At 62.0% G+C, this 13,479-nt stretch carries 8 protein-coding genes; 6 read left to right on the plus strand and 2 right to left on the minus strand.

The genetic code is table 11. From position 1 onward, the window contains the following. Window positions 1-93: 93 nt before the first annotated feature. The 6 genes from LPA37_RS05175 to LPA37_RS05200 all read left to right on the plus strand — a co-directional run bounded on the left by LPA37_RS05175 (window position 94) and on the right by LPA37_RS05200 (window position 11,264). Entirely contained in the window at window positions 94-753 is a 660-nt protein-coding gene (locus LPA37_RS05175) for a TetR/AcrR family transcriptional regulator (RefSeq protein WP_229011888.1), read from the plus strand. Beyond that, window positions 750-2,102, plus strand: coding sequence for an efflux RND transporter periplasmic adaptor subunit (locus LPA37_RS05180; RefSeq protein ID WP_229011890.1), 1,353 nt, complete (start codon window positions 750-752; stop codon window positions 2,100-2,102). Before LPA37_RS05175 ends, LPA37_RS05180 begins: the two co-directional genes overlap by 4 nt. After that, the gene (locus tag LPA37_RS05185) at window positions 2,099-5,479 is read left to right on the plus strand and encodes an efflux RND transporter permease subunit (RefSeq protein ID WP_229011892.1); all 3,381 of its coding nucleotides are present in this window, start codon (window positions 2,099-2,101) and stop codon (window positions 5,477-5,479) included. The genes LPA37_RS05180 and LPA37_RS05185 overlap by 4 nt, the downstream gene beginning before the upstream one ends. Further along, on the plus strand, window positions 5,479-8,595 hold the full coding sequence (locus LPA37_RS05190; protein WP_229011967.1) for an efflux RND transporter permease subunit: 3,117 nt from the start codon (window positions 5,479-5,481) through the stop codon (window positions 8,593-8,595). Before LPA37_RS05185 ends, LPA37_RS05190 begins: the two co-directional genes overlap by 1 nt. Before the next feature lie 20 nt (window positions 8,596-8,615). Continuing rightward, window positions 8,616-10,127, plus strand: a complete 1,512-nt coding sequence (locus tag LPA37_RS05195; RefSeq protein ID WP_229011894.1) for an efflux transporter outer membrane subunit — start codon at window positions 8,616-8,618, stop codon at window positions 10,125-10,127. Window positions 10,128-10,745: 618 nt separating this feature from the next. Continuing rightward, window positions 10,746-11,264, plus strand: a complete 519-nt coding sequence (locus LPA37_RS05200) for a DUF3828 domain-containing protein (protein WP_229011896.1) — start codon at window positions 10,746-10,748, stop codon at window positions 11,262-11,264. Between the two features lie 15 nt (window positions 11,265-11,279). On the opposite strand, the gene LPA37_RS05205 is transcribed toward LPA37_RS05200, so the two are convergent. Together LPA37_RS05205 and LPA37_RS05210 are read right to left on the minus strand one after the other, a co-directional pair. Then, on the minus strand, window positions 11,280-12,278 hold the full coding sequence (locus LPA37_RS05205; RefSeq protein ID WP_407672482.1) for a hypothetical protein: 999 nt from the start codon (window positions 12,276-12,278) through the stop codon (window positions 11,280-11,282). A 662-nt stretch (window positions 12,279-12,940) separates the two neighbouring features. Then, window positions 12,941-13,219, minus strand: a complete 279-nt coding sequence (locus LPA37_RS05210) for a TIR domain-containing protein (RefSeq protein ID WP_229011897.1) — start codon at window positions 13,217-13,219, stop codon at window positions 12,941-12,943. Between the last annotated feature and the right edge of the window lie 260 nt (window positions 13,220-13,479).

A 13,479-nucleotide genomic window follows, 5' to 3' on the forward strand; every position in this document is an offset into this window, starting at 1 on the left:
GATTCATCGGTCCCCGATGTCTATCTTCGGCTTGACGTCAGCCCGACGGGTCAGCATGATGTATGTGGTCACGCACATACACATGGGCAGGCTGTGAAACCATCATCGCTACCAACGGCGGGCAGGGCACGACAACGGGATCGTCAGGCCACGGAGGAAGAACTCATCGCGGCGGCGGCGGTTGCCTTCGCGGAACGAGGCTTCGAAAAGGCCACGACACGTGGCATCGCCGAGGCAGCTGGATGCTCCGAAGGCCTCATCCAGCGCTATTTCAACGGCAAGGAAGGGCTTCTGCTGGCCGTGTTGAAGCGCCAGGGCGCATCGAGACGCGACCCGTTCTTCGAGCGGCCGCTCTGTACTTCGCTCGCGCGGGAAGCGCGCGAGATGATCGATCACGGCATGGCCGTTTTCGCGGAGCGCGCTGAAACGATCCGCATCGTCTTCTCGCGTGTCCTGCTGGACCGTGCGTTCCAGGCCGATTTCCAGCGCATCTCGACGCGCCAGGAAGTCCGGCGCAGTCTCAAGGAGCGCCTTGCGCGCTACATCGATGCGGGCATGATCGACCCGGCACTCGATCTCGACATGGCGACCGAACTGCTGCTGGGTTTCGTCTTTCAGCTGGCGTTCATGCACCGCGAACTGCATCAGACTCAACCTGCCGATATCGAGCGGATGGCGGATGGCTTTGCGGCGCTCTTTGCCCGCGGCGTTGCATCCGTGCCTTCAGCCAGAAAGGGTGAAAAAAAAACATGAATGAACCCACGCACGGCGAACACGAAGCCGAACCTTCGCGCAACGGCCCCGGCCCTGGAGGCGAGCCTGGTGCTCCGGGCGAACCGCCGCCCCGTCGCAAACGCCACTGGGTGCTGATCGGCGCGGCCATCGCGTTCGCTGTGATCCTGGTGCTGATCGTGGTGCGCAAGCCGAAAAGCGGCAACGGGGAAGCGCAGGCGCCTCAAGCCGTCACGATCCGCACGGCATCCGCGCATGCCGGCGATATGGGCGTATACGTCGAGGCGCTCGGCACGGTGACGCCCGTCGCGACTGTCAACGTCTACAGCCAGGTGAACGGCACGGTCGAAGCCGTTCACTACACGGAAGGCCAGATGGTCCAGCGCGGCGACCCGCTCATCGACATCGACCCGCGTGGCTACGCGGCGCAGCTGCAGCAGGCCGAAGGCACGTTGCAGCACGACCGCGCCGTGCTCGCCCAGGCGGAGATGGATCTCGCGCGCTATCAGGAAGCGTCCAGCCAGCAGGCGATCGCGCGTCAGCAGTACGAGGATCAGCGGCTTATCGTCGAGCAGGATCGCGGAACCGTGAAGAACGACGAAGGACAGGTTCAGTACGCGAAGGTCCAGCTGGGTTATTGCCACATCACGTCGCCGATTTCCGGGCGTATCGGGCTGCGTCTGGTCGATCCCGGCAACGTGGTGTTCTCGGGCAGCTCGACTTCGATTGCCGTCATCACGCAGTTGCAACCCATCACGGTTGTGTTCAACGTCGCGGAGGACAACCTCGCGCAGGTCCACGACGAAATCACCCGGCGCGCGTCGCTGCCCGTCGATATTTTCGACCGGTCGCAGCAGACAAAAATCACGACCGGCAAACTGCTGACGCTCGACAACCAGGTCGATACGTCGACCGGGACAGTGCGTTTTCGCGGGCAGTTCGACAACGCGCAGCTCACGCTCTATCCGAACCAGTTCGTCAACGCGCGGTTGCTGGTGAAGACATTGAAGAACGTCGTGCTCGTCCCGACGGCGGCGCTCCAGCATAACGGCACGCAGGCGTTCGTCTACGTGGTCGCGGGTAATACCGTGAAGATGCACACCCTCACCGAGCTGGCGACGGAGAACGACGCGGCGGCCGTGAGCGGAATCGATGCGGGCACGGTTGTGGCGATTTCCAGTTTCGACAAGCTTCAGGACGGGGCGCGGATCACGGTCCAGAACGCAACCGCGCCGGGGTCGAAAACGTCAGCGGGGAACGGGCCCGATACGGGCGCCGCAAGTGGCGCGAGCGGGACAGCCGCGGCGGAAGGCGGCAGTGGCGCCAGCGGCACGAAAGACGCGGACATGAAGGCCGGCCAGACGTCATGAACCCGTCGCGACTCTTCATCGTCCGGCCGGTGGCGACTGCGCTGCTGATGATCGCCATTCTGGTCATCGGCCTCGCCGCGCTGCCGGGGCTGCCGGTTTCCGCGCTGCCGGAAGCCGACTATCCGACGATCCAGGTCAAGACGTTCTATCCAGGCGCGAGTCCGGACGTGATGTCGTCGGCGGTGACGGCGCCGCTCGAGCGCCAGTTCGGCCAGGTCGCGGGCCTCACGCAGATGACGTCGACCAGTTCGGACGGCAGTTCGGTCATCGTGCTGCAGTTCGCGCTTGCGCTGAACATCGATGTCGCCGAGCAGGAAGTGCAGGCCGCGATCAACGCCGCCGCCAGCTACCTGCCGACCGATCTGCCCGCGCCACCGGTCTACAGCAAATCGAATCCGGCCGACGCGCCGGTCATCACGCTCGCGCTGACGTCCCGCGCGTTGCCGCTCCCGGCGATCGAGGACCTGGTCGATACGCGGCTCGCACCGAAGATTTCACAACTGAGCGGTGTCGGTCTCGTGACGATCAGCGGCGGCCACAAACCGGCTGTGCGAATCCAGGCGAACCCGGTTGCGCTCGCGTCATACGGCCTGAACCTGGAAGACCTGAGATCGGCGCTTACAAGCACCTCCGTCAACATGGCGAAGGGCACGTTCGACGGCCCCGCGCAGGCGTTCCAGATCAACGCGAACGACCAGCTGCTGTCGGCGAAAGGCTTTCGCGACGTCATCGTCGCGTATAAAAACGGCGCGCCGGTGATGCTCACCGATGTCGCGAAGATCACGGACGGCATCGAGAACACGAAACTCGCGGCCTGGAAAAACGAAACGCCGGCGATACTCGTCAATATCCAGCGGCAGCCTGGCGCGAACACGATCGCCGTCGTCAATGAAATCCAGCAGTTGCTGCCGAAGCTGAAAGCCACACTGCCTGCCGCGGTGGAAGTGACCGTGCTGACCGACCGCACGACGACGATCCGCGCATCGGTGAAGAACGTGCAGTTCGAACTGATGCTCACGATCGCGCTCGTCGTGATGGTGATGTTCCTGTTCCTGCGCAGCTTCGCCGCCACGATCATTCCGACGGTTGCCGTGCCGCTCTCGCTGATCGGCACACTCGCCGTCATGCACGCGCTCGGCTACAGCATCAACAATCTCACGATGATGGCGTTCACGATCGCGACGGGTTTCGTCGTCGACGACGCGATCGTGATGATCGAGAACATCTCGCGTTTTCTCGAAGAGGGGATGAAGCCGATGGAGGCCGCGCTGGAAGGCGCGCGTCAGATCGGCTTCACGATCGTCTCGCTGACCATTTCGCTGATCGCCGTATTGATTCCGCTGCTGTTCATGGGCGATGTGGTCGGACGGCTGTTCCGCGAGTTCGCGGTCACGCTGAGCGTCACGGTGCTTATTTCAGGCATCGTTTCGCTGACGCTGACGCCGATGATGAGTTCACGTCTTTTGCGTCATACGCCGGACGCCGAACAGAACCGCTTTTACCGCTGGACGCAGGCACGTTTCGATCGCGTGATCGCCGCGTACGGACGCAGTTTGCGCTGGGTGCTCGATCATTCGACCGCCACGCTGTTCGTGGTGCTCGCGACGCTGGTGCTCACCGTCTTCCAGTACATCGAGATTCCCAAGGGATTTTTTCCGCCGCAGGATACCGGCATCATCCAGGCGATTTCGCAGGCGCCCGAGTCGATCTCGTTCGCCGCGATGTCGCGAAAGCAGCAGCAATTGGCGAGCGAAATCCTCAAGGATCCGGCGGTGGCGAGCCTGTCGTCGTTCATCGGACAGGACGGTATCAACACGACGCTCAATAGCGGCAGAATCCAGATCAACCTGAAGCCGGTCGCCGAACGGGGCCTGACGGCGAGCGAAGTGATCGACCGTCTGCGCGACCGGCTGCGCGATGTGCCCGGCGTGCAGCTTTATCTTCAGCCGGTGCAGGACCTGACCGTGGACGACCGCGTGAGCCGTACGCAGTATCAGTACACGCTCGAAGACCCGGACATGCAGGAACTCAACCAGTGGACCGGCCGGCTCGTCGCGAAACTGCGGACACTGCCCGAACTGGTCGACGTGACGACCGACCAGCAGAACAATGGCATCAGCACCGATCTGACCATCGACCGGCCCACGGCCTCGCGTCTGAACATCACGCCGGACCAGATCGACTCCACGCTGTACGACGCGTTCGGCCAACGCCAGGTGAGCACGCTCTATACGCAGTCGAACCAGTATCACGTGATCCTCGAAGCACTGCCGGAGTTCCAGCGTAATCCTGCGCAACTCAATCGCATCTACATTCAGGGCAGCACGAATTCCGCCGCCACGTCTGCGGCGCAGAGCACGTCGGGCCGCACGTCGTTGAGTTCGAGCGGGACGGTGTCGAATCTCGTTGCATCTTCGAACCAGGGCCTCGCAGCGACAACACCCACTACCGTGCTTGCGTCACGCGCATCGGGTGGATCGGGTTCAGGTTCATCGTCGTCCTCGTCCGGGGCGAATGCGGGTTCGAACAGTACGGGTAACGCTGGCGGATCGGGCGGCGCGGGAACAGGCAGCACTTCAGGTAACTCGACGTCGCAATCGACACCAGTGCCGCTTAGCGCCATCAGCCGGTTCACGACACGCTCCGCGCCTTTGACGATCACCCATCAGGGGCAGTTTCCGGTTGTCACGATCTCGTTCAACGTGGCGCCGGGCGCGTCGCTCGGGCAGGCTGTCGCGGCGATCCAGCGCGCCCAGGGCGACCTGAAGATGCCCGCCAGCGTGCAGCCGGATTTTCAGGGCACGGCAGCAGCGTATGAAGATATCGGCTCGAACGAAGCGTTGCTGATTCTCGCCGCGCTGGTCGCCGTCTATATCGTGCTGGGCATCCTGTACGAGAGTTTTATTCACCCGGTCACGATTCTTTCGACGTTGCCTTCCGCGGGCGTGGGCGCGTTGCTGGCGCTGCGGCTCTTCCACGAGGACCTTGGCATCATCGCGGTGATCGGCATCATCCTGCTGATCGGTATCGTGAAGAAGAACGGCATCATGCTCGTCGATTTCGCGCTCGAGGCGGAGCGCACGCGCGGCCTGAGCCCTGTCGAAGCCGTGTTCGAAGCGGCGCAACTGCGCCTGCGGCCGATCCTGATGACGACGCTCTGCGCGCTCTTCGCCGGCCTGCCGCTCGCGTTCGGCTCGGGCATCGGCGCGGAACTGCGCCGGCCGCTCGGTATTTCGATGGTGGGCGGCCTGCTGCTGAGCCAGGTGCTGACGCTGTACACGACGCCCGTCGTCTACGTTTTCTTCGACGGACTCGCGAAGCGTTTCCGGCCGCGTGGCGCGCGGCCTCGCGGTCCATGGACGGCTGGCGAAACGTGATCAACATCTCGTCACCGTTCATCAAGCGGCCCGTCGCGACGACGCTGATGGCGATGGCGATCGTCATCGCCGGCGCGATCGCGTTCAGGCAACTGCCGGTGGCGTCGCTGCCGCAGGTGGACTTCGCGACGATCACCGTCGCCGCCACGTTGCCGGGCGCGAGCCCGGAAGTGATGGCGTCTTCCATCGCGACGCCGCTCGAACGCCAGTTCGGCCGCATCGCCGGCGTGACGCAGATGACATCGTCCAGCACGCTGGGCGTGACCTCCGTGACGCTGCAGTTCGACCTCAGCCGCGATGTCGACGGCGCCGCACGGGACGTCGAAGCTGCCATCAATGCCGCGCGCGCCGACCTGCCGGCCAACCTGCCTTCCAATCCGACCTACCGGAAGATCAATTCCGCGATCGCGCCGATAACGGTGCTGAGCCTGACCTCGGATTCCGCCGACCGGGGCCGGCTGTACGACCTCGCGTCCTCGGTCATTTCGCAGAAAATCGCGCAGCTGCAGGGCGTCGGGCAGGTTCAGGTGGTGGGCAGCTCGTTGCCCGCTGTGCGCGTCGATCTGAACCCGGCCCAGCTCAACAGCTATGGCATCGGCGTGCAGAACGTCGCGAAGGCCCTGTCGGTCCAGAACTCGAACCGGCCGAAAGGCGGCTTCAGCGACGATCTGACCACTTCGGTCATTACCGCAAACGACCAGATCTCCCGCGCGCAGGATTACGCGCCGCTGGTGGTCAGTACGAGCAACGGCAAGGTCGTGCGCCTGCGCGACGTCGCGCATGTCTACGATTCCGTGCAGACGCTGCGTTCGGCGGGCTACGTCAACGGCAAGCCGTCGGTCATCCTGCTTGTTTTCAGGCTGCCGAACGCGAACGTGATCGATACGGTGGATCGTATCAAGCAGGCGTTGCCGTCGATCCGCGCGTCGATGCCCGCAAGCGATCACCTGCAGCTCATGCTCGATACGACCACCACGATCCGGTCGTCCGTGAACGACGTCGAACGCACGCTCATGCTGTCGATCGTGCTCGTGATCGGTGTGGTGTTCGTGTTTCTGCGCAGCCCCGGTGCGACGTTGATCCCAGGTGTCGCCGTGGCGATTTCGCTGATCGGCACGTTCGCCGTAATGTATCTGCTGGGTTTCACGCTCGATAATCTGTCGCTGATGGCGCTGACCGTCTCGACCGGCTTTGTGGTCGACGACGCGATCGTGGTGATGGAGAACATCACGCGGCTGATCGAGCGGGGCGTACCGACCCTGCGTGCCGCGTTCCAGGGCACGCAGGAAGTCGCGTTCACGGTGATCGCGATGAGTCTTTCGCTGCTCGCGGTTTTCGTGCCCATTTTGTTCATGGGCGGCGTGCCGGGGCGTCTCTTTCACGAATTCGCGTTCACGCTCGCGACTTCCGTTGCGATATCGATGGTGATCTCGCTGACCGTGACGCCCGCGATGTGCGCGTACCTGCTCAAGCCCGCGAGCGACACGCAGCATGGCAGGCTGTACCGGTGGAGCGAGCGTGGCTTCAACCATATTCTGGCGGCGTACCGGACCACGCTCGGCTGGGCGATCCAGCATCCACGCACGGTGATATTCAGCCTCGTGCTGACGCTTGCACTTAACGTCGTGCTGGCGGGCATCGTGCAGAAAGGGTTGTTCCCGCAGCAGGATACGGGCACGATATTCGGTGGCTTTCAGGGCGCGCAGGACGCTTCGTTCCAGTCGATGAACCGCTCGCTGATGAGCATTCAAAGCGTGATCCGCCAGGATCCCGCCGTCGAGAACGCGGCCGGATTCGCCGGCGGGCAGGGCGGCCCGGGCGGCGGCGCGAGCAACGTGGGGTTTGTGTTCATCACGCTCAAGCCGCGCAACGAACGGGACGTGACCGCGACGGAAGTCGTCGACCGCCTGCGTCCAGAACTCAACGCGATCGCGGGGGCGTCGACGTTCCTGCAGGCGGCGCAGGATATCGGCGTGGGCGGGCGGCAGAGCAATGCGCAGTACCAGTACCAGCTATCCGCCGATACCGTCGATGCGTTGAGTCAATGGGCGCCCGTGCTGTATCACGCGATGCAGAAAATGCCGCAGATCAGGGATGTCACAACCGACCAGCAGAACAACGGCCTGCAGGCCCTGATCGATTACGACCGCATGACGGCCGCCCGGTTCGGCATCACGCCAAAGCTGATCGACAACGCGCTTTACTACGAATTCGGCGAGTCGCAGGTTTCGACCATCTACACGTCGCTCAACCAGTATTACGTCGTGATGCAGGCGAATCCCGCGCTCCTGCAATCGCCATCGACATTGCAATCGACATATGTTCATGCATCGGGGAAGGGCGCGGTGCCGCTCGGGGCGTTCTCGACCACGCGGGTGTCGACTTCGCCGCTCTCGGTCAACCATTCCTCGTTCTTTCCTTCGGTCACCATCGCGTTCAATCTCGCGCCGAACGTATCGCTCGGACAGGCCACCGCGCTCATCACGCAGATGCAGCAACGCCTCGGCACGCCCGCGAATATCACCGCCCAGTTCGCGGGCACCGCGCAGGCGTTCCAGAGCTCGCTTGCCAGCGAGCCGTTCCTGATTCTCGGTGCGCTGCTGGCGATCTATATCGTGCTCGGCATGCTTTATGAAAGCTTGATTCATCCGGTGACGATTCTCACCACGCTGCCGTCCGCGAGCGTGGGCGCGATGATTGCGCTCATCCTCTTTCATAGCGAGCTGGACGTGATCTCGCTGATCGGCATTTTCCTGCTGATCGGGATCGTCAAGAAGAACGCGATTCTGATGATCGATTTCGCGTTGCAGGCCGAACGTATCGAAGGCAAAAGCACCGAAGACGCGATCTTCGAAGCCTGCATGCTGCGTTTCAGGCCTATCCTGATGACGACGGTTGCTGCGGCGCTGGGCGCGCTGCCGCTAGCGATCGGTCACGGCACGGGCTCGGAGTTGAGACGGCCGCTGGGCATTGCGATTGTCGGCGGATTGATCTTCAGCCAGATGCTCACGCTTTATACGACGCCTGTGATCTACCTGTATTTCGACCGCATGCGTCAGCGCTTCAACCGACGCCGCCAAGACCGCGCGGGTCGCAATTCGCCCGCGCAAACCTGATCTGATCTGCCGGAAAAGCCATGCAGAAGTTCGCCCGATTCATCGCTCCTTCACTGCGCATCCTCGCGTGCGCGGTTCAGTTTACCGCGTTAGCCATGGAAGCGGGGTGTACGGTCGGACCGGACTATGTCCGTCCTTCGGTTGCGACGCCCGCGTCGTTCAAGGAAGCAGGGCCGGCCGTCTCGCCCGATGGCACGACGTGGACACCGGCCAGTCCGCAGGACGCGGCGCAGCGCGGCGCGTGGTGGACAATCTATCAGGAGCCGGAACTGGACGCGCTGGAAGAGCGCCTGAACCGCTCGAACCAGAACATCGCGCAGGCGTACCAGAATTTCATGGCAGCTCGCGCGCAGGTGAATCAGGCGCGCGCCAGCTACGCGCCGACGGCCACGCTTCAGCCGGCCTACACGCGCTCCGGGTCTTCGTTTTCCGCGCCCGGGATACCCAGCAACGGCATGCGGTTCACGAGCAACGATTTCAACTTTCCGCTGGCGATATCGTGGGAACCGGACCTGTGGGGGCGCATCGGCAACACCGTGCGGGAATACGCGAACGCAGCGCAGGTGAGCGCCGCCGATCTGGCCAACAAGCGGCTTAGCGAACAGGCCAACCTCGCTCAATACTATTTTGAACTGCGCGGGCAGGACGAACTCATCGCGCTGAACGAACAGACGATCGAGGCTTATCGCAAGAGTCTTGCCTTGACCGAAGTGCTGGGACGCACGGGCATCGATAGCGCGCAGTCGGTGGCTCAGGCGCAACTGAATCTGAAGACAGCGGAGGCGTCGGCGACGAATCTGCGACTCGCGCGCGCGCAGTATGAGCATGCGATTGCGTTGCTGACTGGCGAACCGGCTTCGACGTTCTCGTTGCCTTCCAGGCCGCTCACGACAGTTGCGCCGGCGATTCCCGCCGGGATTCCATCGACGCTTCTCCAGCGCAGGCCCGACATCGCGGCGGCGGAGCGCTCGATGTCGCAGGCGAACGCGTTGATCGGCGTAGAGACGGCGGCGTTTTATCCGACGGTGAGCATTTCGCTGTCGGGCGGCTTCGAAAGCTCGTTGCTGCAGAACTGGTTCACGTGGCCGGCCCGGTTTTTCTCGCTGGGACCGTCGGTTTCCCAGACGCTCTTTGACGGCGGTTTGCGCACGGCGACGGTCGCGCAATACGAGGCGCAGTACGAGGGCACGGTGGCGGCGTATCGTCAGACCGTGCTGGCGGCTTTTCAGCAGACAGAGGATTACCTCGCCGCGCAGCGTATTCTGGCCACGCAGCTGGAACAGCAGAAGGCAGTGGTGGCGGCTGCGCAGCGTTACTACGATCTTTCGACGGCGCGGTATCGCACGGGTGTGGATACGTACCTGAATGTGTTCGTCGCGCAGACGGCGTTGCTCTCCGATCAGCAGACGATGATCACGCTGCGCGTGCAGCAGATGACGAACAGCGTGCAGTTGATCGAGGCGCTGGGCGGTGGGTGGGACGTGTCGCAGCTTCCGGCGGAGAAGGATGTGACTTCGGTGGAGGGGATGTAGAGGGTTCGGTCTGCTTGAGCGCGCTCAGAACCGCAGCCCGACGCCGGCTTCGATCACATCGGTATCGCGATCTAGCGGGTGATTTGAACGTCCATTGCTTTCCATGGCGGTTCAATGCAACGGGATCGGTCATGGCTACGCCATACGCGTTACCCTACACATCCATTTTTGACAGTTTCAATCCGTTCGTCATGGTAGCGTTCAAGACAACAAAGACGCTTTCATGGAGATGTAAATGCCGTTCGATAAAGCCGGCGCCGCACATTACGCCGATAGTCACGCGGAATCGCACAGCACAGGAAACTGCGCAAAGTACGTGCGCAGAGCTATCGAGTGGGGTGGAGTTCTCACTCCAGCACGCGCACTACGCGAAGGATTACGGCTCATACCTTGAAGCTGCAGGATTTATTCAAGTGAGCGGGGAACCACAGAGAGGAGACATCGTCGTGATACAGCCCGTTCCGGGGCATCCCGCAGGACATATGGCGATCTTTAACGGCTCTATCTGGGTGTCTGACTTCAAACAAACACACGCCGGCCCGCAAGGATTCTATCCGGGACCGGCATACCGGGCGGCACAGCCCACATACAGGTTTTATCGACACAACTGAGGAAACGATGAAGAAACTGTTCTCCCTCGCCGTGTCGGTTCTCCTGCTCGTTAGCGGGCTGCTTTGCCAGCATGCAGCGCTTGCAGACAGCGCCACGCCGGAATCTACGACTCGCGCGTTTTACGCGTGGTACATCAAGGTGCAATCCGACGACAGCTATCCGTTACTGAATAAAGGCATTTACACCTACGTGTCGAAGGCGACAGTCGACGCGCTACGGAGCGCCTGGCGCCACGACCGGTTGCCTGGCGACAGCGATTATTTCACGAAGGTGCAGGACTACGACGAGCAGGACTGGTCCGCCCACATCGCAACGCATCGGGCGGTCGTGCGCCGCGACGTCGCGGTTGTGTGCGTTACCTTCGGTTCAAAAGACAAAACCAGCGTGCTGGTGTCTCTGCGCAAACAGGGCGGAACGTGGCGGATCATAAAGGTGGACGACACACCCGAAGCGGCTGGTCAGGATGCGGATTCACCCGGCCATCTCCCCGTCCGCGACAGCGTTTCGCCAGAGGTTCATCGCTGAACAGACTGAGCGCGCTCAGAACCGCAGCCCGACGCCGGCTTCGATCACATCGGTATCGCGATCGTAGCGCGTGACGACGCGATTCCATGTCACTCGCGTCAACCAGCGCTGGCCGGACCGGTAACTCGCCGACACCGAGATGAGCCCGGAAATGCGGCCGTCGCCCGTCTGGTTTTGCGGAGAATCCTCGTTTTGTGTGATTGCGAAGTATGGGCCGACACCGGCCGACAATGTCAGGCGGTCGTCGAAGAAAGCACGCGTGCCCCAGATCTGAACCGCGGCGCCATCCCGACGCGGCTGTGAACGGTTGCCTTCATGAATATACGAAGCGGTCACATCGACGTACCGCCACACGCCCCGTCTGTATTCGAGGCCTCCCGCGAGAGCCGTTTCCGAACTGGTGCTGTTCAGGATCGTCTCGCCGAACAACACGGTGAGTTCGTTGTTCGTGACGTTCGATGTGCGCGGAGTGGGCCGCTGTCGCGGGCCGGGTTCGTCGTTCCCATCCAGTTCGTAACCCACGCCGAAGAGCAGCGCTGTCGTGTCGCGGTCGCCAGACACCTGGGCGTGGTTGAGCTGCATCTGGGCAATCCAGCGGCTATCGAAATACCAGGCAGCACGGGCGCTCCATAATGCACCCCAGCCGTGCGTGTTCGAATAGCCCGCACCGGCCTCTGCTGCAGTCGTGTCAAAGTAGTGGTAGGGCCCAACGCCGGCCGACAGTTCGAGCCGGTCGTTCCACAGGGGCAGTCGACCCCAGACCTGCACGGATGGGCCATCGCGATGATGATTGGGTATGTGGCCTTCGTTCAGCCAGGAGAAACTCCATGCCGCGTAGCGTCCGAGACCCTCTCGGTAACTGCCTTCCCATGAATAGGAGTTCGCGCTGTCGCCGACAAGAGGCCCGGCGAGGAAGGAGAATTCCTGTGCACTCGCGGGCGTCGAAAAAATGAGGCAGCCACTGAGCAGAAACGGGACCGGCAGGGAGGCGCATTTCGAAAGAGTCTTGTGCACGCGTGATATCGGATGTTCAGGTTGGTGGCTTCCGCGATTCGTCGCGTACGACGCCCAAGGATAATGAAGGCCAGTTCGAGCATCGACCGTGTCGTTATCCTGGCATCGCCTGAGGGTGCGACGCAGAACGCAGAACTCGCATCGACTGCCTGTATCCGGTCACGCGGACCCGCAGTTGGGATGTTCGTTGCTGGCTAACTGCGCAGACGACACAGGGACGTGCGTTTTCATAGCAAGTGGGAGGGAACGTGTTACGGACTCGCCGCGCTTTATTTTACGTCTATAAGTTGACATAAGATAAATTATCGAGCATTGGTGTAACGGTTTGGCTCCTTAACGACGAAAGTTCACACCCGGCGATTCTCTCCAGTTCGCCAATCATGGCCTGCTGCAACTCCGGGTTGCCATAATTCAGCTGAACCGTGTCGGGCCAGCCATCGAAGTGTGGATAGTGCGCCGGAGACAATGTATGTACGCTCAAGCAGTTTGCACAGCCAGCACATGGTTTACCTGGGCCGCCACACTGAGCACGTACTTTTACTCGGGGGTCAAAATTGCACATCCTGAGCACACACTTTGTCGCTGATGCTAGCGTCAGTCGGGTGAATGTGGGCAAGCTTTCATCGGAAAATTGGTGGTTTGCCCGAGCGGACGATTCTCTCTCAACATCCGCGCATCACCATGTTCCAGTCGATGGTATGGCCGGCTGCCTCGAGTTCGCGGGCCAGCGCCTGTTTCCAGGCGTGGCTGGCGTCTATGGGCACCCAAACTACACCGGCAAAATCGCTGGGAATTTCGACCTCAGCGCGCTTGAGTGCGCACACCTTGTCGCGCCCGAGATGGCCCATAAAATAGCCCAGCTCGAGCAGAACATTCTGTCGTGCTGGCGGTTCAGGTTTGCCGCCTTTGACAGACCCTTCATCGTCCGGTGTCAAAAGCACGACCGCGACGGTTCTGGCTTGCCTGCTCGTGCAAGATCACCGGCTCGAAGCCAATTTTCTCGAGGAAACGGGCGACGGCCTTCGCGCTCAATCCTTAAGTATTTCGGTGCCTCCCTCGGGACGGTGAAGGTGTCCAGCTTTTCATCCCGTCGGGATAGAGGGAGGCTAAGCAAAGTTGTACCTGTTCGTTTCCGCTGGAAATTCACGGTCGACGACCCGGGGACGTCGCCGACCTCCAACCACAGGCCCCAGATGAGCGG

It is taken from the genome of Paraburkholderia gardini, from assembly GCF_907164545.1.
In the GTDB taxonomy this organism is placed as follows: domain Bacteria; phylum Pseudomonadota; class Gammaproteobacteria; order Burkholderiales; family Burkholderiaceae; genus Paraburkholderia; species Paraburkholderia gardini.

What these genes read in the sequence shown, in the direction of transcription:
- LPA37_RS05185 (WP_229011892.1), top strand. Translation starts at nt 2,099, where the DNA reads ATGAACCCGTCGCGACTCTTCATCGTCCGGCCGGTGGCGACTGCGCTG.
- LPA37_RS05180 (WP_229011890.1), top strand. Translation starts at nt 750, where the DNA reads ATGAATGAACCCACGCACGGCGAACACGAAGCCGAACCTTCGCGCAAC.
- LPA37_RS05200 (WP_229011896.1), top strand. Translation starts at nt 10,746, where the DNA reads ATGAAGAAACTGTTCTCCCTCGCCGTGTCGGTTCTCCTGCTCGTTAGC.
- LPA37_RS05195 (WP_229011894.1), top strand. Translation starts at nt 8,616, where the DNA reads ATGCAGAAGTTCGCCCGATTCATCGCTCCTTCACTGCGCATCCTCGCG.